Genomic DNA, 23256 nt, shown 5'->3' on the forward strand with positions numbered 1-23256 from the left:
AAAGAACTAACATACCAAAAATCAGTTGCTCCGTTGTTATGGTGGTTGTTGTTGTGGTTACAGTGCTAATCATAGTTTCACAGCCTATTCAATGGAAAATTTAAAATTTTAGATATTTAAATTTTCCTATGAATTGTATCCATTAAAATTATTAATTTTAAAACTGCTTGAAAAAATTTTAAGTACTGCAAAAACCAACATAAACGAGGTGATTTATTGATTGAAAACAGGGATTTACTAGCTATTGGTCACACAGCTTTTGATTACATAATTCAGGTCGAGGATTTTCCATCACCTAATTCATCCGCTGCCATTGATCGGATGAAAAATCTCAATGGCGGGGCCGCTGCCAATGTATCTATTGTAGGTGCGAAGTTAGGACTTAATACAGCCCTTGTATCTGCGGTAGGTGGAGATTACATTAATTCGGAATATCAAAAAATGGTAATTAATATGGGAATCGACACCAGCAATATGATAATTGCAGAAGACAATAACACACCAACAGCATTTGTATTAACCAATTCCAATAATGACCAGATTAGTTATTTTTATTGGGGTGCTGCTCGAAACTTTAAAAATGCGGATGTTCCACTAAATGCTATAAAAAATGTTAAGGCTGTGCATTTAGCCACTGGGGATCCCAGTTTTAACCATAGGTGCGGGGAAGTTGCAAGAGAAGAAGGAAAATTAATTTCATTTGATCCCGGCCAGGACTTGCACATGTATTCTCCTGAAGAATTAAAACATGTAGTAGAGTTATGTGATATTTTATTTGGTAATCATTTTGAAATAGACCGCATAAAGGAAACCTTAGGGATGAGTATGCAGGACCTAAAGCAATCAGGGCCAGATATAGTGGTTAAGACCTATGGAAAAGAAGGGAGCACTATTTACGGTGATGAAAAAATCAAAGTGGATGCCTTGGTTCGAGAAGCTGTAGATCCTACAGGAGCCGGAGATTCGTATAGAGCCGGTTTTTTAACTGCATATCTTAATGATAAACCATTAGAATACTGTGGAAAATTTGCATCATCTGTTTCATCATTTATTGTGGAAGCAGAAGGTTGTCAGACCAATATTCCTAGTTATGAAATGGTTATAGATCGAATGAATGACTAATCCATATCATTTAAAGATATGGTTGAATCCTCTTTTTTAATGTACTTCAATTATTACCGCAGAAAAAAATATTTATAGTATTATTATAACTATTGTTAATATATATTTATGATTACTCTGGAATCATGTTATTTATATATTAGAGAATCTCAAAAGAGTATATCTTTTAAAGATGAATACCGATATGGTAAATACAACTTGATAGTATTCATTTTCATTGATAACTATCATAACAACCATAATATTATTGATAAATCTTGATTCCAATTGTCTCAAAGTTTAGAGAATAAATTATTTTAATCATTAAACTATGAGCCAAATAACAAAACATGGTGATTCTATGACACAAATGGATGACGCGAAAAAAGGCATAATAACAGAGGAAATGAAAGCGGTGGCTCAAGCCGAAAACGTTTCTGAAGAATTCATCAGAAAATCTGTAGCTCAGGGAACCATAGCTATACCCAGCAATTTAAATCGGGAAGGGGTTAAAGCTGTAGGTATAGGGGCAGGATTAAGGACTAAAGTAAATGCAACCATCGGAACCTCTACAGACATATGTGACTTTGATTTAGAAGAAGAAAAAGCCAGAGTAGCCATGGCACATCACGCAGATACATTAATGGAGCTATCTGTAGGCGGGGACCTTAATGAAATTAGGCAAAGGATTCTAAAAATCTCTGATCTTCCAATGGGAAGTGTTCCTATTTATCAAGCCGCAGTAGAAACCATTAGAGAAAAAGGTTCTGCAATTTACATGGAAGAAGAGTCCATGTTTAAAGCCATAGAAAAACAAGCCAAAGATGGTGTAGACTTTATGGCCATTCATTGTAGTGTGAACAGAGAAACACTCAAAAGATTAAAAAGACAGGGCCGTGAAGGTGGACTCGTCAGCCGAGGAGGAGCTTTTGTATCTGCATGGATGGTGGAAAATGAAATAGAAAATCCACTATACAAAAATTACGAATACATTTTAGAAATAGCCAAAGAACACGATTTTGTGATGTCCATGGCAAATGCCATGAGAGCCGGCGCAATTGCTGATTCAACTGACCGGGCTGGTGTTCAAGAACTAATTATTCTAGGGGAATTAGTAGATAAAGCTCGAGAAGCCGGTGTGCAAACTATTGTAGAAGGTCCAGGGCACATTCCATTAAACGAAATTTCTGCTAACGTTACTCTTCAGAAAAAATTATGTAGAGGAGCTCCGTTCTACATGTTAGGACCTATTGTAACTGACATTGGTGCCGGATACGACCACATTGTATCATCCATAGGTGCCGCTGCATCTGCAGGAGCTGGAGCAGATTTCATCTGTTACGTAACCCCTGCTGAGCACTTAGCTCTACCATATCCGAATGATGTAAAAGAAGGAGTTATTGCAACCAGAATCGGTGCTTACGTTGGAGACATGGCGAAAGGTATTCACAACGGCGAAAAAGATCTTGTTATGGCTAATGCCCGTAAAAAACTCAACTGGGAAGCACAATACGATGCATCACTTTGTCCAGCTGAAGCACGTAAAAAACGGGACGAAAGACCACCAGAAGACCCAGACACATGTACCATGTGCGGTGACTACTGTGCGGTTAAAATCGTGAATGAATGGTTAGACAACGCTGAAGTTGACGTGTTTGATTAATAATTATTAATTAAACCATTTTTCATTCTTTATTGATTTAGAATTTTTTTATAAAATATTTTTTATATTCTTATTTTCAATATTAACACATATTATTCTATTAATTAAAATAAAGAATATAATAAAACTAATAAATACTCTATTTGTATTTAATAAATCAATAATTTAAAATTATTAAATAAATAACAATTACAATTTTAAAATAAAGGTGATTTGATTGAAACACTGGATAGAAAGGATAGCTTACGAATTAAAAGAGTGGGATGTGGCTGAACATGTGGTGGCCAGTGGAACATCCATCTCTGGATCAATACACATTGGAAACTCTTGCGACGTTTTTATTGCTAATTCCGTTGGTAAAGCATTGAAGCGAGAAGGAGCTAAATCCAAGACTATATGGATAGCTGATGACCATGATCCACTCCGTAAAGTCCCATATCCTCTTCCAGAAAGTTATGAAAAATATTTAGGGATTCCTTATTCCCAAATTCCCTGCCCAGAAGACTGCTGTGATAGTTTTGTAGAACACTTCCAGAAACCATTTCTAGAAACTCTAGATGATTTCGGTATAGAATTAGAAACATATTCCGGAGCCCAAATGTACAAAGACGGGCTTTATGATGATTACATACGAATTTCACTTGAAAAAGCGCCTGAGATAAGGGAAATTTTTAACAAGTACCGGGAACACCCATTAGCTGATGATTGGTTGCCTTACAATCCCATCTGTCAAGAATGTGGGCGAGTAAATACTACTTTTGCTTATGATTATGATGGGGATACTGTATCGTATCGTTGCCAATGTGGTTTTGATGGAACCATGGATATCACTTCAGGTAATGGTAAACTTACCTGGAGAGTAGAATGGGCTGCTCGATGGAAGATATTTGGCATAACTTGTGAACCTTTTGGAAAAGATCATGCTGCCAGCGGAGGGTCTTATGACGTAAGTAGTGTTATTTCCCAGAAAATTTTTGATTACAAAGCACCGTACCCTGTTCCTTATGAGTGGATTACTCTTAAAGGAGATGCTATGAGTAAATCACAAGGTGTTTTCTTCACTCCGGGCCAATGGTTAGAAATTGGACCTGCTGAAAGCTTAAACTATTTCTTATTTAGAAGTAAACCCATGAAACACAAGGATTTCAATCCAGAAATGCCATTTTTAGATTTCATAGAACAATTTGATAGAGTAGAGCAGATTTTCTTTGGAAAAGAAGAAGCGGCCTCCGAAAAAGAGGAGAAAAAGCTTAAAAAAATATATCAAATGTCCCAAATCAATGAAGAAACGGATATACCATTTAGACCATCATACAGGTTCTTAACTGTGGCTTATCAAATTGCAGGAGATAATCTTGATAAAATCTTTGAGATCTTAAAGAGGAATTCCCAGTTACCTGATAAAATGGGAGCCATGTCCTTTGCAGAGCTGAGTGATAACCAAAAAGATCAACTAGAAAAAAGAGTTACGCAGGTTAAAAACTGGTTGGAAACTTATGCTCCAGGATTTGTCAAGTTCCAGGTCCAGGAGAAACTACCTGCAGTAGATTTATCTCCCGCACAAGTTGGTTTCTTAAAAGATATGGCAGATTTGATTGAGGCAAAGGATATTAATCCTGAACAGCTCCATGACGAGATGTATAATATATTACGAAACCATGATTTAAAGCCTCAAAAAGCATTTCAAGCATTATACAGAGTATTAATTGGTAAAAAAATGGGACCCCGTGCAGCTTCGTTTATACTGTCATTAGATAAAGATTTTGTTATTAAAAGATTGCGAAGGGAAGAATAAACCCGCATTCTATTCAGGAAGATTTAATGAAAGTTAATATAGTTGAAAGGGAAGTAATGGACCCATTGGCTGAACCAGAAGGGATGAAATTAATTTTAAACAACATCCCTTCACAAATCCGTGCAATTTCTCTTTTTGACAATACTAAACCCGGTGCCGATGTGATTCTGGAAACCATTGCATCAAAATTAAATAATTTAAAGATAATCAACTCAGAAAAACCGGCTGGTGCCCCAGCAAGTAAATACCAATTAAAAAAAGCAACTGAAGGTGATGTCTCTATTCTGGCCTTAGGGGACTGTGGATCCTGCACCACATGGGTGATTTTAGATGCTATCCGATTAGAAAAAAAGGGAATTCCCACAATTTCTATTTGTTCAGATAAATTTTCTTCTTTTGCTCGCAATTTAGCTCAAGCACATGGCGCTAAAGATTTAAGAATAATAGAAATTTCACACCCCCTATCTGGTAAAAAAGCAGAAGAGGTTGAAGAAAAAACATTTAAAATAATTCCTGAGTTGAAAAAAATTCTTTTTAATTCTTAAAAAATATTTCTGCTGCATTATATTATACATAATTATTATAATAACCACCACTAATAGAAAAATTTAAATATCTAAACTTTTACATTATACTTGTATCATTAGTAGGTATGTGCAGTTAACCACGGCCCTGTTAAAATATTGTTAATAGGGCCGGCACTCCATTAAAAATGAAAAAAAGGTTCATATGAAGTTTAATAAATTATTATTTTTAATAATAGTATTTTTAACACTAATTATCAGTTTAAATTCTATTAATGTACATGCACAAACATGTGACATTTCGAATAAAATATTAGACCCCCACGTGAGAGGGGATGTTTATTTAAATCCCCTAATCCAAACATATCTAACAAAAAATTCATTAAATGAACAAAGAAATATTAAATATATTAGCGGATCCCGAGTCTACTGTTTGGGAAATGGAAAAGGAAAAAAAATATTGATATGTGGCGGGATACATGGTGATGAAGTTCAAGGATCACTATCTGTTTTAGAATTTTTATATTATATACAAAGAAAGGAGCCCACAGGGACTTTATATATCATACCATTTGCCATACCGGTAGATACTGAAAAAAATACCAGGACTTATAATGATTCTGGATTGGTTTATGATCCCAACCGTAAAGCAAACATTAATGGAACCCCTGTAAATAAAATCCTCAAATTTGCAGTTTCTCATAAAGTTAAATACATTATTGATGTGCATTCTGGAACAGGAGTTAGTAAAAATGGGATGGTCTATTACCAAACAAATTTTGAGAAAAACTGGGCCGCATTCATTAAACAAAAAACGAAGAGTACCCTCAAAACCAACCCCCAAAAAGGAACTTTAAGATCTGAAGCCCGTGCCAAAAAAATCAATGCTATAGTTCTTGAGGTAGAGAAAAAATCTCAAGGGGTGGATTTACCGGTTCAAAAAGAGTTAGATATGATAAAAAGGGCTTATACTTATCTCATGATGATTAAATAAAAAAAATGCATTAATTTTAATTATTAGTTTTTAAATAGTAGTTACTTGCAACAAATTAAATATATTTTTTTGATTTTTTTATCTTAATACCAAATTATCAATTGGAGATTTCATGAAACAAAAAATTGACAAAACATGCGGCTGTTTAATTGAAGATATTCTATCCGAAGCCCCTGAAACTCCTCAAAAAGGAATAATGCAGAAATCAGACAGATTATGTTCTACCTCGAGTAGTGATATGGAAGTTTTCATTGGCCCTGATGTGGAGAAAATTAGTCTAGATTTTTATCAGAAAAAATATACTGATGGACTCCCTATTATACCACCTACCCCAGAAAGGGTGAGAAAATTTTATAAATATAGCAAACAGAAACCTCAAGAAGTTACTGCGGTCTTACCGCCACTTCAGGGCAAAGCGACTGTAGAAAAGATTGCTATAAATTCCGTTATGGCTGGTTGTTTACCATTATTTATGCCCATAATTGAAACTGCTATTTCTTCAATAAGTCAAGAAAAATTTAACCTAGCTGGAATCAATGCCACCACCCACCCCGTAGCAATTTGTACCATAGTTAATGGACCAGTATCTAAAGAATTAGAGTTTAATTCTGCTGCAGGTTGTCTTGGTCCTGGAAATCTAGCCAATTCAACCATTGGTAGAGCCTTGAGATTTTGTTTGATGAATATTGCAGGTGCAGTTCCCTCCATCGGAGATCACGCCACCATGGGGTCTCCTGCTAAATACAGCTATTGTTTTAGTGAAAATGAAGAAGAAAGTCCATGGCCTGCCTTACATGTTGAGCGAGGTCATCCCAAAGACAGCAGCACTGTTACTGTGTTGGGAATGGAAGCACCGCACAATGTAAATGATCATCGCAGTCAAAGCGGAAAAGATCTTTTAGACACTATCATCCACACTGCTTCCACTGCAGGATGCAATAATAGCCATGTTCCAGGCGAACTACTAGTGATTATGAGTCCAGAACACACCAAAACTTTGGTTGATGATGAGTGGTCCAAGATAGATATTAAAAAATATATTCATGAAAATACCATGGTTCCTGTAAAGTTAGGAGATCGCGGTGGCCGTCGACTAGATAAAAAATGGGTAAAAAAAGATATGGTCCATATAACCCGATCTTTAGAAGATGTGGTTTTAGTGGTAGCTGGCGGAACTGGAAGACATACCATGGTGGCCCATGGATTTGGAACTTCTTGCCAGTCCATAACTACCCCTTTAACCTTAAAAGATGGTTCTTATGTTAAATCTGTGAAGGATTATATTAAATAAAATAATTTTTTTGTATATGAAAATTAAAAAGAAGTCTATTTTTTTAAATCTGTTAATCCACCCACTCTCTCCAGTTCCGCATTCCATATTTCCGGATTATTTTTTATATAATCTTCCAGAAGTTGACGACACTCCTCAAGACCTAGATTAATAACTTCCACACCATTTGATTCTAAAAGGACTTCAGCACCCATAAGAGTAGTATTTTCACCAATCACTACACGTGGAATTTTATATAACAATACTGCCCCAGAACACATGGGACAGGGGGATAAAGTAGTATAAAGTGTAGATTTTTGATAATTAATTCCTTTTAAACGGCCTGCATTTTCTAATGCATCCATTTCACCGTGCAAAATAACTGAATTATTTTGTAACAGATGGTTATAACCCCTACCAACTATTTTATCATTCACAACCAGTATTGCCCCAATAGGGACTCCACCCTCTTTTAAAGATTTTTTAGCTTCTTTAATGGCTTCTTTCATGAATTGAGTGTCATTCATTAAATCGCCTAAAAAGTAGATTATTAAAAATATATTAAAATATTTAAAAAAAAATTATTTTTGGAACCTTTTACGATCCCTTAATTCCTGCATTTTACCCGGGTTCCATCCACCAGAAGCTGATTTAGCCCGCCCTACCTGCTGAACATATCCTGTGATTCGGTCATACCATTCCACGTCTTTTGTTTCACCACAAGTCGGACATTGATTATTCAATCCTTTCATTAGGGTTTTGCAGTTTATACAGAAACTTAATGCTGAACTATATGCCCAGAATCCAATATCTGATTTTCGAACCATCTTATCAGTTAAGCTCATGAGGGAATCAGCACTGGAATAGGATTCTCCCATGAACGCATGGAAGATGTGGCCTCCCGGTGTGAGTTCGTGGAATTTTTCCTCTAACTTTATTTTTTCTGGTAAGAGAACATTTGAATTTACTGGAACGTGAGAGGAGTTAGTATAATAATGAGCTCCTTTATCTCCCTGTACAACTGCTTGGTCCTTAAATTTATCCATATCAAGCGTAGCAAACCGATAAGCTGTGGATTCCGCAGGAGTTTGAAGTACTGACCACCTGAGTCCAGTTTCATTTTTCAACTTCTCAGCCCGATCATTCATGTGCTCCAATATTTTCACTCCGAGCTTATGGGAATCCGCATCTTCAATGCCTCGGCCAGTATATGCTTTGAGCATTTCATTTAATCCTACGAATCCAAATGAAACCGTGGAGTTCTCAATACGATAGTACATATCCTCGCCAAATTTTTGGTGTAAAAATGGTAAGAGGTTGTACTCATTTAGACAATTAATAGCCTGTTCTCTTCTCAGCAATAAAACGTTAACTGCCATATCCATATATGAATCAAGGTATTCATATATTTCCGAATCGTCTCGGGATTGATATGCTATACGTGGTAAATTCAATGTAACATATGCCAAATTACCTGTTCTAAGACAGTCTTTTTCCCAGTCTCCAGTCCAGTTGTCCTGCAAGGCAGTTCTACAACCCATATAATTGGCCATATCACCCCTGTAACTGGCCAACATATTTACAAAGTAAGCTGTCCCGTATTTGGCTGAAAGTTCATGCACCCTCATAAGGTCTTCTTCCATCTCAGACTTTAAAGTCTCCTTTCGGATGTTGTAAATAGTATTGGGGAAAAGGTGGGGTTTACCATCTGAATCTCCTTCCAATAAAGTTTCAGTGAATGCTCTCTGCAGCATCCTGGTTTCTTCCTCAAAGTCACCATAAGTTCCAACTAATTGTCCTTTTGGCCCATATGCTTCTTCTTCTTGAAGGAACTTAGGAACATTGAATTCCAAGTTAAGACTTGTGAACGGAACCTGGGATCCTCTAGCAGCATAAGCCATGTTTAAATTGAATACAAGCATCTGAACAGCTTGTTTTACCTTTTCATATGACATTCCACGGGCAAATGGTGCTACAAAAACGTTCCAAAGACTCATGGCCTGACCACCACTCATATTTTGTTGAGCAGCCAGCATAATTTCCCCCGCATGATTCATGAGGGTTTCCATGTGTTTAGGAGGTCCTGCTACTGACGTGTGGTCACCAGTACCATCAACTTTTAGTCCATGTCGTATAAATAACCTTAAATCATGCTGTAAGCAGTTTAATGGTCTTCCTGCGAAGAATTCTAAGTCGTGAATGTGAATATCTCCGGACATATGGGCATCAGCCAGTTCATTAGGAAGGATCTTTAATAAAGCATACTGTTTAAGGGCTTCATCAGCAACGTACTTATGAACAGTTTCCGGGTTGTGAATCATGTTTGCATTGTCCCGGGATCCGTTTTCAATTAAATTAGTAATATTATAAACAGGAATACCCAGCCGAGTATATTTCCTACGTAGGGTTTCTAATCCGTGCTCAACTAGTTTGGTGTTTACAATTTCCCTTATCATAGGGGCAGTGAGATAATCTACATTAAGCTTTTTCAGCTCTTTCCAGACATCGGTGGCGATTTCATATGCTAATTCTTCAGATGCGCCTGTTTCTACAATTAATGTCTTTTCAATTTTGGTCTGGTCGAATGTTTCGATTTTATCTTTGGTAGTGCGTACCCTCAGTTTATTGGTAGCCAGATACTTATCTGCAGCAGATTCTTTAATCCCTTTTAAAGAATCATATACCAATATCTTAATCTCCGCTGTTGTTATACCGTTGTAGGCAGCAGTAGCTACCTGAGAAGCTATTTTCTCAGAAGCCCATAACGGGGCTCCCACCATCAGTAGTGACTTGACTAACTTATCGTGGCTAAACTTTTCATGCATGCCATTGTTTTTTAAGACACATGTTTCGGCCTTAGTTGGCATAGCAGCTATAATACGCGCATCCTTCATTACATCATCACCCATATGTTGAAAAAAAGAATATTGTTCATAAAAAGCAATATTCATTCTAAATTAAATCAATTTAATACAATTTTATATAGACTATTTTTTGTTTCAGAGGATATATAAATTATTTCATCATTCGCTTTTTCAATTTTTAAGTCAAATTAAATTATTATTAATATTTATGCCCTCACACCCCCACCTAAGGAGAATTTTTGAAAATTTTTTTATAAAAATACGTCCAGAGAGCTTTGTTTGGATTTATCACTCTCAAATAAGGAATTTATACCAAATTCGATTATTTCAATTCTCTGCATCAGATAAGGATCTATAGGATACCGACTGGCTAAATCTTTAGATATTTCCAGATATTTGACTACAGAACCCTTTGAAACACTTAATATTAGATTACTTCCACATTTGCACTTACCAGTGAGTGGAATGCGCCGATATTTCTTATTACATTTGGTACATCGCACTTTCTGCCTTGAAAATGCCCGGGTATTTCCCATCATATCTGGCAAAAAGTGAGACATGAGCACACCCTCCACAACTCCTCTTTGGTCAACTGCTCTAATCTTTTCAGCCATTGTAATCTGAGACTCAACCTTCTCTTTCATGGTAGGCAATGTCTTATATAAACAAACCTTTGGTCCTGCATGGATGCTGGAAGTGTTGTGTGAAAACATTATTCCCTCATATTGATCTGGAGTTCCCAGTCTGTTTTTTACATTATCTATTAAATCAAGCACATCAGATGGTTTTGCAAGTTCCAGAGTTCGTTCAAAAAATTCTAGAGGAAGTGATACCATGGCATCAATGTTGTGAGATTCATCATCAATTTCTTCAGGATCAATTCTTGAAGATAAAACCAGGGGAGCATCCATACTTCCTCCCCTAGTGCTGGGCAGATATGATTTGGAAAAATTCAAGAGTGCGTCTAAAAGAAGCATCACCGAGTCTTCATCACTGTCACAGTTTCTTCTCTTTGCAGAGTGAAAATACGGATGAGCATAACATGCAGCTGCCTTGGTAAAACCTACTATTCTACCCAATACACCTGCAGACGTGTGAGGAGCTAAACCTGCTACTAAGTGTCCTACTAAATCTTCTTTCACTTTAATGTTATAAAAACGATCCATCCCATAAAAATTCGCCAATAAGTCATCAATAAAACCTGCGACCCCTATTAAATACTGGGCGCAGTGTTCTGAAATTACCACATCCTGAACCTTTAACTCCACAATCTGATTTTCTTCTTTTAATTCCCCACCATAACAATCATGGTCATAGCCCATATCCAAAAGTTTCTCCACACTAACTCCAACCTCTTTAGGAGTGAAATGAGTTAATGGAAGGTCCGTAGAGTCATGCCTAATCGTAGCATCTTTAAAGGTGAATACTCCATTTTTAGCCCGTAAAATTCCTTTTTCTAAAGGTTCAGGAAATTTATCTTGTGATATCATACCCACAACCCCTTTAATCTCATCTATTTTCCGGACACCCACATTTTCAGAGGCTTTTTTTAATAGACCAGAAATATTAATCTTTTTCTTTCCAGGTTCAGCAATTACTGTAGGCGCACCACAATGAGGACATAATGATTGGAATGAACTAATTTGACACTCAGTACATTTTGAACGTGCTAATTCCACCATTATACTTCCCTTTTTTGCTGCCTCCATAATATTTCTCCTGCTGCCACCATAGTTACCTATGGGAAACAACGCATGAGGTGCTGGTTTCATTTTCCGCTCTTTAGTTTTTTCAGGTCTTCCCACCCTAGTTCCAATATATGTGGGGGCCTTCGCCATGATTTTAACTGGTGATACCTGATTTATGGCTTGCAGAGTGTTTTCCATAGATTCATCCAAAGGGCCTTGAAGAGTTTTTATTAAAGTGTGCGCTTCATCATGCCCTAAAACCACCTTTGAATTTTTTACACTGTGTGGAACTCCAATGACTTCCAATATTCGTTTTTCAGGGCTTAAATCCAGTTTTAATTCATGCTTATCAACATATTCACTACTTAAAATCCAATTTCTAAGGAGATTAAGATCATTGATAGAGACATCATGATAAAAATAAGTGTAATCTGGATGTAATGGCACATCATATTCTTCTGATATTTGGAAAGCATTTTTAGCAGAAATATCCCTTATTTCAAGTGTTTTAATATCAAGAGGATCCTTTTCCAGATCATATTTTGATGATTCAATTGTTTTTATCCACCACTCATAGCACCATGCAGAAGGCAATAATACATGATTATTTCTAAGGAATTCACCGAATGCTACCAGCATATCTCCTAAAAACAAAATTTCATCTACTTGAGGGCGTAATTTGCGAGCCTGTTCAATGGTTGAAATTTTTACGACATCACCATTTCTTAATTTAACTATAGGCCCATCCACCGTGTCGACTGGGACTACACAGTTACCTTTTCCAGGTCTTTCAATTTTCATTTGAGTTCCTACAGCCAGAAACTCCAAAAGTTCCATGGTGGCTGGAGAGACTCCCATTGCTGCCAGTCCCGTATTTCTTGACCGCCCATATCTCAAACGAAAAGCACCTTTCTCAGAGGGATAAGCTAAAACCGGTCTCCCCCCAATGATATCCTGAATAAATTTATCATCTGCTTTAATTACTACCTTTTCATCTTTGTTATCAGTTTTAGGAGCTTTTGAAAATGTGTCTAACCATTCCCATCCCTCAATATCCATTTGTTTGGCATATTTTAGTACCTTTGGTGATTTTTGAATAATACCCTCCACCATAGCCAGAAGCGCTCCACCACGAATATTGTTAGTTTCAACTCTCTCTAAATCTCTGTGTGAAACTTCGATTTGGTCAGTTGGTTCGCCGGTTACTTCTACAGGAATGCTACTGGCTGCTAATCTCACTTCATCAGGTTTTGGTGAGTACTGTAAATTGGTTACTTCTGACTCATATAATTCAACCTCTTCCACGTATCGTTCTATTTCTCGCTCAACTGGTTGATAAGGTGCTAAATCAATAGCCCAGCGTATATAATCTCCTAAAAGAACGGCTAATGCTGCTGCAGTACCTCCAGCACTACGTATGGGTCCTGCAAAATAAACTGCCAGATAATTAGTTCTATCGAAATTCTGCTTTATTTTTACTTTAGCAATCCCTTCCAAAGGAGCTGCTACTACCCCTTCAGTTAATATTGCTAGAGCAGTTCTCAGTGCCTGGTCAGCTAAACCTTCTCTCTGGACTAATTCATCTTCTTTAGTATTCTCCAACGGTGCAGATGCAATTTCTGCTGCAATTTTAAATGCAGCTTCTTCCCGATTACTTTCACTTTCCAATATTTTTATGCGTTCTGCTACACCAACAGGACCAACTAGCCCCTCCACCCTTTCAGCTAAATCCTTAGCTAAAGGTATTTCTGTCTCAACATGCACATCTAAACCCTTAGACCTGGCTTCTTCGGCAATTTTGTAGAGTTTTTTAGTTTCTGCTTCTAATTTTTCGAAATAATCCATCTATAATCCCTTTAAATATTATTTGAAAGATTTATTAGTCTGAGTATACTTTAAAATCAAAATATGAATTTATAATAGAATTTAATTCTTTAGATTATATTACATTTAATAGATATTTAATTGTTGGTTTTTGATTTTTTTGAAAATAAAATAGGAACGACGTTGACTAAAAACGTATATTTCAAGCGCATATCTTTTTAATATACACAATATCCCCCATAAGCCACATTAATATCTTATTCAAAAATGCATAGTAATAGGGGAGATTGAGTTGAGAAATGAAAATTTTAAATTATTTTTTTATATTTTCTTTAGCTGCCTCATCCGGGCATTGCAAATATGGATTCAATTCATAATACAGCGAAAAATGTAGGTGGTGGAACAACAGTTTTGTGGAACTGAACATTAGTGAATCATTTGTAGTAGACAATGCCACAAAACATAGGGAAAATGTGCATCGAGAAAGTCAAGATTAATTCAGAACCCCCTGTAAGATTACATTTGAAATATGTTAAAAATAAATCCATATTGATTTTAAAGGCCTTTTAAAAGTTTATAATTAATTTGAGGCATTAATAATCAAAAGATGATGTTAAGGAGAATAATACTCCATATCCTATTATGCCGTATAATTATTGATTAAATTTATAACATCAATATCCTTATATTAATGAACAATATATTATTAAGTACTTAATCTAAAGTAATTATCTGTTTAAAATCAATGATTACTATTTTTAAATTTACCAGGTGATGATTTATGGCAAAAAAAGATAAAAAAAGCCTTCCTCCAAGCGGTGCAGGGCTAGTAAGATACTTTGATGATGAAACCAGAGGACCTAAACTTACTCCAGAGCAAGTCGTCGTTATGACTGTAATTCTAGCAATATTCTGTTTGGTTCTTCGTTTTTCAAGCTAATTAATTTATTTTACAATCCAATATTATTTTTAAAACATAATTTCCGACTATAATAATTAAAAAGTGATTTTTATGGCTATTCACCCTATTGAGTTTAGATATGGTACTCCCGAAATGAAAAATATTTGGGAATCTGAAAACAAGCTGCAAAAGATGCTTGATGTTGAATCTGCTTTAGCCCAGGCCGAAGCAGAAATGGGAATGATTCCTACTGAAGCAGCTCAAGAAATTAAAGAAAAAGCAAGTACTGAGTTTGTTACACTGGAAAGAGTAAATGAAATTGAAAAAGCAACTAACCACGACATAGCTTCACTGGTAAAGGCATTAGCAGAACAGTGCCAGGGAAATGCAGGAGAATACGTACACTTCGGAGCAACCTCCAATGATATCGTGGATTCCTCACAGTCTTTATTATTTAAAGAATCTATGGCAGTTTTAAGGGAAAAAATGGTGCGTTTTACCCAGCTTCTTCTAAAATTAGCAGACGAAAACAAAGAAAACGTTTGTATTGGTCGAACACATGGCCAACACGCCCTACCTACAACCTATGGTATGAAAATGGCACTATGGGCCGATGAAATGCGTAGGCAAATTGAAAGACTTGATGCTTCTCAGAAAAGATTATGCGTAGGCATGATGACGGGGGCAGTAGGTACCACTGCTGCTTTAGGAGAAGAAGGACTAAAAATTCATGAAAAAGTTTCAGAGATTTTGGGATTAGAATCAGTACTTATATCCAATCAGGTTGTTCAAAGGGACAATCATGCTGAATTCATGATGGTCATGGCCAATGTAGCCACCACCTTGGACAAAATTGCACTGGAAATTCGAAACCTTCAACGAACAGAAATTATGGAATTAGGGGAAAAATTTGACCCCGAAAAACAAGTGGGAAGCAGCACCATGCCTCATAAAATGAACCCCATCACTGCAGAAAGAATCTGTGGTGTTTCTCGAGTAGTTCGTTCCTATGTTGTAGCAGCCATGGAAAACAATCCACTCTGGCATGAACGAGATCTCACTAATTCATCTTGTGAACGTATCATTTTCCCAGAAGCATGCATATTAACAGATTATATTCTGAATCTAAGCTTAAAATTAATGGGAAATCTAGTTTTTTATCCTGAAAATATTGAAACAAACTTGAACCTCACCAATGGTCTCATTATGGCTGAGAGACTTATGGCGGAATTAACTCGAAAAGGAATGGGTCGCCAAACTGCTTACGGAGTAGTTAGAGAGTGTGCTATAAAGGCAAACAAAGAAAATATTCTTCTTTCTGAAGTTATACTCTCCAAGAACGAAGTAAAAGATTATTTATCTGCAGAAGAAGTTAAAGAAATCATGAACCCTAAAACATATATTGGTTCTGCAGTTATGACTGTGGATAAAGTATTAGATGATTCTAAAGAATGGTTTTAAGTTTTAATATCAATTATTTTTTTTAATTTTTTTCCTATATTTTAAAATAAATCCTGGAAGTTATGTGGTGCCATATTTACGCGATTTAAAATTAAAATAAAAAAATTTAATACTCAAGAATCTTTATTTTTAAAGTGGAGTGAAATTATGGGAGAAATTAAAGAAATTAAATCTATACCCGTTGTACAATTTGCCCTTGTTGTTGGAGGCATAACCGGGATTTTAGGGCTAATCTGGTCATTTCTAATAACATTATTTGGCGTTTCATTATTGACATTTGTTCCATCACAACAGTTATCTACTGTAATAGCCGGAGGGATATTTGGAGCCATATTTATAATCCTATTTGTAACTATCAGTTCTTTTATAATGGGATTTGTTACCTACGCACTGATAGCAATTATTTATAATTTTTTGGCTTCAAAAATTGGTGGGGTGCGGATAGAACTGGAATAATCCAAAATAATATAAAAATCTTTTTTTACATCACTACTTTGAGTTTATTATTAATTATTCACTTTTGTCAAAAAACTTATTAAAATTTATATATGCATCTTTTAACAAATATTAAAGTGTACCTTGGAGGTGCTTTAAATGAATGTCTCAAAAGAAGTGAAATCTGTGAAAATAGTACCCTATACCATTATGAGTGCCTCTCTTAATGCAGTATGGGGTCTAGTATTTGCAATAATATTGTTGATATTTGGGGGAACTATTGCGGCATTTTTACCTAGTGAACTAGCTGTTCTGAGCAGTTTAATCGTAGGAATATCAGTAGCAGGCATATTAGTATTCCCTGTTGGCGCATTCCTATTTAGTATAATGCCATCATTCCTATATGCTTTGATTTACAACCTTTTAGTTCCGAAACTCGGAGGTGTGAAATTTGAAATCTCCGAAATGACCGAAATTACCCGTTTTGATGTGGTTCCTGTTGCATTAATTAGTGCTGCAGTAGCTGCTGTTTTCCAGTTCATTGTTCAGCTGGTTATGGCCCCACTACAAGCCGTGATGGTCGGTGCAATGGGCGGTATTATAAGATTAGCTGCCGCTGCTATGAATAATACTACTACCAGTGCAATGCCTGCTTTTGGAACTATGGGTGCATTTGGTGCCATTTTAAACATCATTATAAGTCCAATAATTACTTTCATTATGATGTTTATTGGAATCGCAATCTTTGCGCTTTTGTTTAATTTCCTGGCGCCTAAAGTTGGAGGAATCAAATTAGAATTAAGCCAACTTGCAAACAATTTCTTTGGAATCGAAAATATTAATGCCGTAGCTTTAGGATTAATTACCGGAGTTATAACCGCAGTTTTAGGATTAATTATAGGCATAATAATGCTCATAATTCTGGCTGCTGCTAATGCTGCAGTTGCAGGAATTATAATACTATTAACCTACACCATTGGTGGTTTCATAGTAATGTTCATTGTATATGCGCTTACTGCATTATTTTACAATGTCCTTGCTCCGAGAATTGGTGCCATTAAAATAGAGCTAGAATAAAAAATATTTTTATTTTTTATTTTTATTTAAAGACTATTTTTGATTCTCCTTAATGTTTTCCTGAGATTCATTCTTTCTAAGCATTATTAACTCTCTTTTAAGAATTTTAACTTTAGATTCAGATTTATTTAATTCTCTTTTCAGCCATAAGTTCCGAATCCCGAGATAAACAACTAAGGCCAATAATAAAAATAGGATTATCAACAATAAAAATATGGTAACCCCTGCAGCCATTGCCTGCCACATTATAGAAAAACTGTAAACAATATAAAATACAGATATAACTGCAATAATAACCAGCAAAGTAACGAAGATTATTTTAAAGTTTTTTTTGAATTGATCAATATCCATTTTATCCCCCCCCATCCTATACATTATCAAATGAAATTAGTGTAATAAAAAATAATATTAGATCTTTTAAAAAATTTTCAGGATTATCCTCAAACATCTTTTTTCATCCAAGAGACAGAAATAGTATTCCGTATTTAGTTGCGAACTTATCTTATTTTCTCATCAACTTCCATTGTACGGTGGCCCCATGGCCATGATTATACCTCTAAATAATAGAGTATTTTTATAAAACTAAATAAATATTCAAATTAAAAAAAAGAAAGTGAACTTGATATAATATAATGGAAAGTAGATGATATTATTTGAAGGGTATTTTATATAAACCTACTTTTAATGAAGACTAACTTTTAAAATTTTAATCCCCCTCCTTTTTGAGATTAGCTGAAAGTTGCTTAGTAACAGGAACATAACCTTTTAGAAGTAAAGATAGTGAAACTATGGTAACTGAACTTAAAGCCATAGCCAGTCCCGCATATTCCGGGCGGAAGGTTATTCCAAAATTAGGATATAACATCCCCGCAGCCACAGGTATTAAAATAACATTATAAGCAAATGCCCAGAAAATATTCAGCTTTATTCTACCCATAACTTTTCTAGAAAGCTGTATTGATGCAGCAGCATCTATTGGTTCATTATTTATAAGAACAATTTCCCCACTTTCAATGGCCACATCGGTTCCACTGCCAATGGCTATTCCCACATCTGCCTGGGCGAGAGCAGGAGCATCATTTATTCCATCACCTACAAAAGCCACACTTTTTCCCTGTGATTGTATTTTAGAAACTTCCTGTGCTTTCTCATGAGGCAGGACTTCAGAAAGAACTCTCCTAATTCCAATTTGTTCAGCTACTGCTTTAGCTGTTTTTGGATTATCCCCAGTTATCATTACAGTTTCCAGACCCATTTTCTCTAACTCGTGAATTGCCAAAGGTGTGGTGGTTTTAACAGTATCAGAAACAGCAATTATACCATAAACTTCACCATCCAGCCCCACAATTATAGCTGTTTTACCCTCATTTTCCAGTCCTGAAAGGATTTCTTCCAATTTTTCATCTATAATAATACTATTATCTTTGAAAAGAGCTCGGTTTCCAACTAAAATTTCATTATCGTTTAGCTGAGCTTTAACTCCCATCCCCCCTACAGTATCAAATTTAGAGATTTCTTTTAAAATTAGAAGTTTTTCCCTAGATTTAGCCATGATAGCTTCAGCAAGGGGATGCTGCGAGTTCTTTTCTACGCTGGCAGCAATCATGAGAACATCCTCTTCAATGCCATTAACCGCAAATATATCGGTAACCTGAGGCCTTCCCTTAGTTAGAGTACCAGTTTTATCAAATAATATTGTACTTAGTTTTTCAGATACCTCCAGGGATTCACCTTCTTTGATTAAAATTCCAAGCTCGGCTCCCCTACCAATACCTACCGTGACAGCTGTAGGAGTAGCCAGACCTAAAGCACAGGGACATGCCACTACTAAAATGGATATTAAAACAGTCAATCCAAAGAGTAAGGTGGATCCTAAAATAAAATACCACACAACAAAGGCCACCATAGCAATGGTTAAAACTGTGGGAATAAAATAACTAACTGCTTTATCTGCTATTCTCTGTACTGGAGGTTTAGATCCTTGAGCCTGATCAACCAACATGATGATCTGTGATAAAACTGTATCCTTACCCACTCGCGTGGTTTTAAATTTTAATACCCCATTTTTATTTAATGTACCACCAACTACTTCTTCCCCATCTTTTTTAAATGAAGGAATACTCTCCCCAGTAATCATGGATTCATCCACGTAACTTTCACCACTGACTACTTTTCCATCAGCAGGAATCTTTTCTCCAGGTTTAACCAGAACAATATCATCAATTTGAACATCTTCTATTGGGACTTCCTTCTCCACACCATCTTCTATCAGAGTAGCTGTTTGTGCCTGAAGCCCTATGAGTTTTTTAATGGCAGTGGATGTTCGGCTCTTTGCACGAGCTTCCAAATAACGACCTAAAGTTAAAAACGATGCCAACATGAGTGCTGTTTCATAGAACATGAACTCCGGTGTTAAAATTATATTGAAAGTTCCCAGAATACTGGAAACGAACGCAACACCAATACCCAAAGAATACATCACATCCATGTCCAGAGTTTTGTTTTGCAGTGCCCGGAAGGCTGCAGAAAATATAGGATAACTTACATAAATAAATGGAATTATAGAAACTAAAAGCATGAAATAAGGCATATAAAACGGAGCCATGATATTTAAAAGCATCATAGCCATTAATGTCAAAGATACTCCAAATCCTACAATTATCCTATTTCTTTTAGATTTTAAATCTTTTTGGCGGACTTCCTCTTCCAGTTCTTGGCTTTCTTCCCCTTCTAAACCTAAAAATTGATAACCCAAATCTTCAATCTCATCTCTCATATCATCAATAGTAACTAAATCACTATTATAGGATACGTATGCTTTTTCAGCACCCAAATTTACTGTGACTTCACTTATTCCATTTAATTTATTAAGATTATCTTCAATGGCTTTTACACACATGGCACAAGTCATTCCACCAATTTTTATAACTGCCTTGTCTTTGACCACCTCATAACCAGCATTGGATATAGCCTTTTCAATCTGATCTAGTTCTAATTTTCCCATGTCATATTTTATTGTTGCTTTTTCTGTGGCCAAATTAATATGCGCTTCCTGCACCCCATCCAGATCATCTAAAGATTTTTCTATTTTAATAGCGCATGAAGCACATCCCATTCCAGATATTTTAATGTCCGCCTTTTTGGATTTGTCTGCCATTTTTTTAGTCTCCAAGGTAAGGATGAATAAAGATACTTTAATTATATTTATTAGCCCCTGATTAATTATTTTTTTGCAATTTATAAAAATATTTAATCAAAAATAAATTATTCACAAAAATGCATTAATAAAAAGAGTAAAAAGTTTATTAAAGATTTAATAACTCAGATAATTTAAATACAAACCCATTTTTAGGACAATATGTTTATTTCAGACATTATATCAAGGAAAAATTATTTATACTTAATACACATAATACAACTTTCGAAAATCAGACGGAGGTGAAAATATGGTAAACCCAATACTTGCAGCGATCGCATCTTTAATAATTCCAGGTTTAGGACAATTATTAGCTGGAGATGCTAAGAAAGGAGTAATATTCTTTGTAATAGCCGTCATTTTAGGTTCATTAAATGTTTTTGTCAGCCCATTTATAGGTATTATATCATTAGTCTTTGCAATATACGCTGCTTACGACGCTTACCAAATGGCTTCAGAATAAATATATAATCCTTTTTTTTATTTTTTTAAAAAAATATTACCTACATTTATTTTTGTGAATGTTTCCGTCCTTCATTATCATTAAAATATTATCCTGATTCATTAATGATCTAATATCATCTAAGGGATTATGTTTTACCATTAAAATATCTGCAAGTTTGCCTTTTTCTAATGTCCCTACTTTATCTTGCCAACCCATACATTCAGCCGCGTTTAATGTTCCGGCTTGAATAGCTTCCATGGGTTCCATACCCATATCGCACAGATGACTCAATTCTTCTAGGTTATGGCCATGTTCCACTACACCGGAATCGGTTCCCATAGCAATTTTAACACCAGACTGGTATGCCATTTGCATGTTTTCACGGTGCACTTCAGCAATTTCTATTGCCCCATCAATACTGTAATGTGGAAGGTCGCCTTTTAAGGCTTTTTCTTTGTTTTTATTGATTACCACAAAGGTGGGCACCAAGTAAACACCTTTTTCTACCATCATGGAACACGCTTCTTTATCAATGAATGTCCCATGTTCAATAGAAGTGATACCTGCTTTTATAGCATTTTTTATGCCTTCTGTTCCATGAGCATGGGCAAAAACCTTAATTCCTCCCCGAAAGGATGCTTCTTCTACTATAGCTTTTAATTCATCAACTGTGAATTGAGTGAATTCTGGGCGATCATTAACACTCATAACCCCCCCAGTAACCATAACCTTTATTACTTCTGCACCTGCCCTTAAAACTTCTCGAGTTCGTTTTCTGACTTCGGGAACACCATCACAAATACCTTCCGGAAGACCCGGGTAAGATAACTTCATATCAAAACCCGAATTTAAAAAATAATCGAAATGGCCGCCGCTAATGGATAAAGGCATCACACTTATCTGCATACGTGGCGCAGGGAATAAATTCTGCTCTGCAGCCATTTTAACACCTATATCGGCCAATCCCGCGTCTCTAACTGTAGTGACTCCCGCATCTAATGTATTTTTCATATATTCTAATGCCTGGTAAAAAAAAAGACTTAGTGGATTGTACATATTATCTTCCATTCTAAATCCCATCTCCATAAGATGCACATGAGTATCAATAAAACCAGGCAAAATAAATGCACCGTGAGCATCGATTTTTTCTGTATTTTCCAAAGTAGTCAGAGAATTTTTAGGGCCTATTGATTTAATAATATTATTTTCAACCAGAATATCCCTATTTTCTAAAGGTTCAGATCCTTTACCATCAATAATCGTCCCATTGGTAATTAAGAAGCTTTTCATAGACTTACTTCCATTTAGATTAAACTTATTATATTGATTTAATATTATATACAGTGATACTTGTTTTTTTCCATACCCTTCCAAATAATTATATTCTCTTTTATTTTACTTAGTGGAAAATATTCGCTCCAGAGGGAAAAAAAAGAAAAAAATATATGATATATGCCACATAAATAACTATCATTAAATGGAATGGAGGTGAAAAGATGGACATTGACTGGAAAACAGTGATTATCGGTTTTATATTATCGATTGTTCTTAGTATGGTTCTGGGACTTGTTTCATCAAGTTTAGGTGGTATTATAGGTTTCTTATTAGCAACCATTTATGTAGGCTACACTGTAGGTGGAGATTACATGAATGGAGCTGTTCATGGAGCTCTTGTAGGAGTAATAGGTGGCCTAATAGCAGCTATTATAACTGCAGTATTAGGTGCAGCCATGGGTGGAGCCGTTATGTTCGTAGCCGGTGGAATAATCTTGGTTCTGATAGTATCCATTATAATTTATGCAATAATAGGAGCCATAGGTGGAGTCATTGGAAACGTAATAGCTAACAGATAACCCCAAATTTTTTATTTTTTTAGGTGGTGTAGTACTTGGATTCAACTGAAAAACAAAGTTCAATCAAATTTAATTGGAAAGCATTAGTAATTGGAGTAATTTTAACCATAGTCTTTGGATTAGTATTAGGATTTGTCTTACCAGGATTAGCAGGAATAATATCCA

18 protein-coding genes are annotated in these 23256 nt (G+C 35.6%); 12 read left to right on the top strand and 6 right to left on the bottom strand.

The window, feature by feature from the left end; translation table 11 throughout:
* Positions 1-216: 216 nt before the first annotated feature.
* The 6 genes from MXE27_RS08510 (at position 217) to MXE27_RS08535 (ending at position 7368) form a co-directional block, all read left to right on the top strand.
* On the top strand, positions 217-1122 hold the full coding sequence (locus MXE27_RS08510; RefSeq protein ID WP_248611998.1) for a carbohydrate kinase family protein: 906 nt from the start codon (positions 217-219) through the stop codon (positions 1120-1122).
* Positions 1123-1462: 340 nt separating this feature from the next.
* The gene (thiC, locus tag MXE27_RS08515; protein WP_248611999.1) at positions 1463-2764 is read left to right on the top strand and encodes a phosphomethylpyrimidine synthase; all 1302 of its coding nucleotides are present in this window, start codon (positions 1463-1465) and stop codon (positions 2762-2764) included.
* A 217-nt stretch (positions 2765-2981) separates the two neighbouring features.
* Positions 2982-4559, top strand: coding sequence for a lysine--tRNA ligase (lysS, locus tag MXE27_RS08520; RefSeq protein ID WP_248612000.1), 1578 nt, complete (start codon positions 2982-2984; stop codon positions 4557-4559).
* 26 nt (positions 4560-4585) lie between these two features.
* Positions 4586-5104 carry a UGSC family (seleno)protein gene (locus MXE27_RS08525; protein WP_248612001.1) on the top strand — a complete coding sequence of 173 codons (519 nt, stop codon included), beginning with the start codon at positions 4586-4588 and terminating at the stop codon, positions 5102-5104.
* 184 nt (positions 5105-5288) lie between these two features.
* Positions 5289-6077 (top strand): M14 family metallopeptidase, encoded by a 789-nt coding sequence (locus MXE27_RS08530; RefSeq protein WP_248612002.1) that lies wholly within the window; start codon positions 5289-5291, stop codon positions 6075-6077.
* A gap of 112 nt (positions 6078-6189) precedes the next feature.
* Positions 6190-7368 (top strand): hypothetical protein, encoded by a 1179-nt coding sequence (locus tag MXE27_RS08535; RefSeq protein WP_248612003.1) that lies wholly within the window; start codon positions 6190-6192, stop codon positions 7366-7368.
* Between the two features lie 35 nt (positions 7369-7403).
* On the opposite strand, the gene MXE27_RS08540 is transcribed toward MXE27_RS08535, so the two are convergent.
* The 3 genes from MXE27_RS08540 to polC form a co-directional block, all read right to left on the bottom strand.
* Positions 7404-7874, bottom strand: coding sequence for a nucleoside deaminase (locus tag MXE27_RS08540; protein WP_248612004.1), 471 nt, complete (start codon positions 7872-7874; stop codon positions 7404-7406).
* 54 nt (positions 7875-7928) lie between these two features.
* Positions 7929-10241: an anaerobic ribonucleoside-triphosphate reductase gene (gene nrdD, locus MXE27_RS08545; protein WP_248612005.1), complete on the bottom strand. Its 2313-nt coding sequence runs from the start codon at positions 10239-10241 to the stop codon at positions 7929-7931.
* A gap of 221 nt (positions 10242-10462) precedes the next feature.
* Positions 10463-13744, bottom strand: coding sequence for a DNA polymerase II large subunit (polC, locus tag MXE27_RS08550; RefSeq protein ID WP_248612006.1), 3282 nt, complete (start codon positions 13742-13744; stop codon positions 10463-10465).
* A 760-nt stretch (positions 13745-14504) separates the two neighbouring features.
* Between polC and MXE27_RS08555 the strand changes: the two genes are divergently transcribed.
* The 4 genes from MXE27_RS08555 to MXE27_RS08570 all read left to right on the top strand — a co-directional run bounded on the left by MXE27_RS08555 (position 14505) and on the right by MXE27_RS08570 (position 17597).
* Positions 14505-14663, top strand: a complete 159-nt coding sequence (locus tag MXE27_RS08555; RefSeq protein WP_248612007.1) for a preprotein translocase subunit Sec61beta — start codon at positions 14505-14507, stop codon at positions 14661-14663.
* A 72-nt stretch (positions 14664-14735) separates the two neighbouring features.
* Positions 14736-16085: an adenylosuccinate lyase gene (gene purB / locus MXE27_RS08560; protein WP_248612008.1), complete on the top strand. Its 1350-nt coding sequence runs from the start codon at positions 14736-14738 to the stop codon at positions 16083-16085.
* Positions 16086-16232: 147 nt separating this feature from the next.
* Positions 16233-16541, top strand: coding sequence for a hypothetical protein (locus tag MXE27_RS08565; RefSeq protein WP_248612009.1), 309 nt, complete (start codon positions 16233-16235; stop codon positions 16539-16541).
* Positions 16542-16679: 138 nt separating this feature from the next.
* Positions 16680-17597 (top strand): hypothetical protein, encoded by a 918-nt coding sequence (locus tag MXE27_RS08570; protein WP_248612010.1) that lies wholly within the window; start codon positions 16680-16682, stop codon positions 17595-17597.
* Between the two features lie 33 nt (positions 17598-17630).
* Here the strand turns inward: MXE27_RS08570 and MXE27_RS08575 are convergent, their stop codons facing one another.
* Both MXE27_RS08575 and MXE27_RS08580 read right to left on the bottom strand, forming a co-directional pair.
* The gene (locus tag MXE27_RS08575) at positions 17631-17948 is read right to left on the bottom strand and encodes a hypothetical protein (protein WP_248612011.1); all 318 of its coding nucleotides are present in this window, start codon (positions 17946-17948) and stop codon (positions 17631-17633) included.
* Between the two features lie 355 nt (positions 17949-18303).
* Entirely contained in the window at positions 18304-20754 is a 2451-nt protein-coding gene (locus MXE27_RS08580; protein WP_248612012.1) for a heavy metal translocating P-type ATPase, read from the bottom strand.
* A 289-nt stretch (positions 20755-21043) separates the two neighbouring features.
* Here MXE27_RS08580 and MXE27_RS08585 point away from each other — a divergent pair, with 289 nt between their 5' ends.
* The gene (locus MXE27_RS08585; protein ID WP_248612013.1) at positions 21044-21256 is read left to right on the top strand and encodes a hypothetical protein; all 213 of its coding nucleotides are present in this window, start codon (positions 21044-21046) and stop codon (positions 21254-21256) included.
* 36 nt (positions 21257-21292) lie between these two features.
* Here the strand turns inward: MXE27_RS08585 and MXE27_RS08590 are convergent, their stop codons facing one another.
* Positions 21293-22528 (bottom strand): metal-dependent hydrolase family protein, encoded by a 1236-nt coding sequence (locus tag MXE27_RS08590; RefSeq protein WP_248612014.1) that lies wholly within the window; start codon positions 22526-22528, stop codon positions 21293-21295.
* Between the two features lie 206 nt (positions 22529-22734).
* Here MXE27_RS08590 and MXE27_RS08595 point away from each other — a divergent pair, with 206 nt between their 5' ends.
* A complete protein-coding gene (locus MXE27_RS08595; RefSeq protein WP_248612015.1) occupies positions 22735-23091 on the top strand; it encodes a DUF5518 domain-containing protein in 357 nt (118 codons plus the stop codon).
* The last annotated feature ends 165 nt before the right edge of the window (positions 23092-23256 follow it).

The sequence above is a fragment of the Methanobacterium alcaliphilum genome (assembly GCF_023227715.1).
GTDB classification, from domain to species: domain Archaea; phylum Methanobacteriota; class Methanobacteria; order Methanobacteriales; family Methanobacteriaceae; genus Methanobacterium_E; species Methanobacterium_E alcaliphilum.

Excerpts from the sequence above, each read along its gene's own strand:
- MXE27_RS08535 (WP_248612003.1), top strand. The coding sequence starts at position 6,190 with ATGAAACAAAAAATTGACAAAACATGCGGCTGTTTAATTGAAGATATT.
- MXE27_RS08555 (WP_248612007.1), top strand. The coding sequence starts at position 14,505 with ATGGCAAAAAAAGATAAAAAAAGCCTTCCTCCAAGCGGTGCAGGGCTA.
- MXE27_RS08585 (WP_248612013.1), top strand. The coding sequence starts at position 21,044 with ATGGTAAACCCAATACTTGCAGCGATCGCATCTTTAATAATTCCAGGT.
- MXE27_RS08590 (WP_248612014.1), bottom strand. The coding sequence starts at position 22,528 with ATGAAAAGCTTCTTAATTACCAATGGGACGATTATTGATGGTAAAGGA.
- MXE27_RS08525 (WP_248612001.1), top strand. The coding sequence starts at position 4,586 with ATGAAAGTTAATATAGTTGAAAGGGAAGTAATGGACCCATTGGCTGAA.
- MXE27_RS08595 (WP_248612015.1), top strand. The coding sequence starts at position 22,735 with ATGGACATTGACTGGAAAACAGTGATTATCGGTTTTATATTATCGATT.
- MXE27_RS08580 (WP_248612012.1), bottom strand. The coding sequence starts at position 20,754 with ATGGCAGACAAATCCAAAAAGGCGGACATTAAAATATCTGGAATGGGA.
- MXE27_RS08570 (WP_248612010.1), top strand. The coding sequence starts at position 16,680 with ATGAATGTCTCAAAAGAAGTGAAATCTGTGAAAATAGTACCCTATACC.
- nrdD (WP_248612005.1), bottom strand. The coding sequence starts at position 10,241 with ATGAAGGATGCGCGTATTATAGCTGCTATGCCAACTAAGGCCGAAACA.
- polC (WP_248612006.1), bottom strand. The coding sequence starts at position 13,744 with ATGGATTATTTCGAAAAATTAGAAGCAGAAACTAAAAAACTCTACAAA.
- MXE27_RS08530 (WP_248612002.1), top strand. The coding sequence starts at position 5,289 with ATGAAGTTTAATAAATTATTATTTTTAATAATAGTATTTTTAACACTA.
- MXE27_RS08565 (WP_248612009.1), top strand. The coding sequence starts at position 16,233 with ATGGGAGAAATTAAAGAAATTAAATCTATACCCGTTGTACAATTTGCC.
- purB (WP_248612008.1), top strand. The coding sequence starts at position 14,736 with ATGGCTATTCACCCTATTGAGTTTAGATATGGTACTCCCGAAATGAAA.
- MXE27_RS08540 (WP_248612004.1), bottom strand. The coding sequence starts at position 7,874 with ATGAATGACACTCAATTCATGAAAGAAGCCATTAAAGAAGCTAAAAAA.
- MXE27_RS08575 (WP_248612011.1), bottom strand. The coding sequence starts at position 17,948 with ATGGATATTGATCAATTCAAAAAAAACTTTAAAATAATCTTCGTTACT.
- thiC (WP_248611999.1), top strand. The coding sequence starts at position 1,463 with ATGACACAAATGGATGACGCGAAAAAAGGCATAATAACAGAGGAAATG.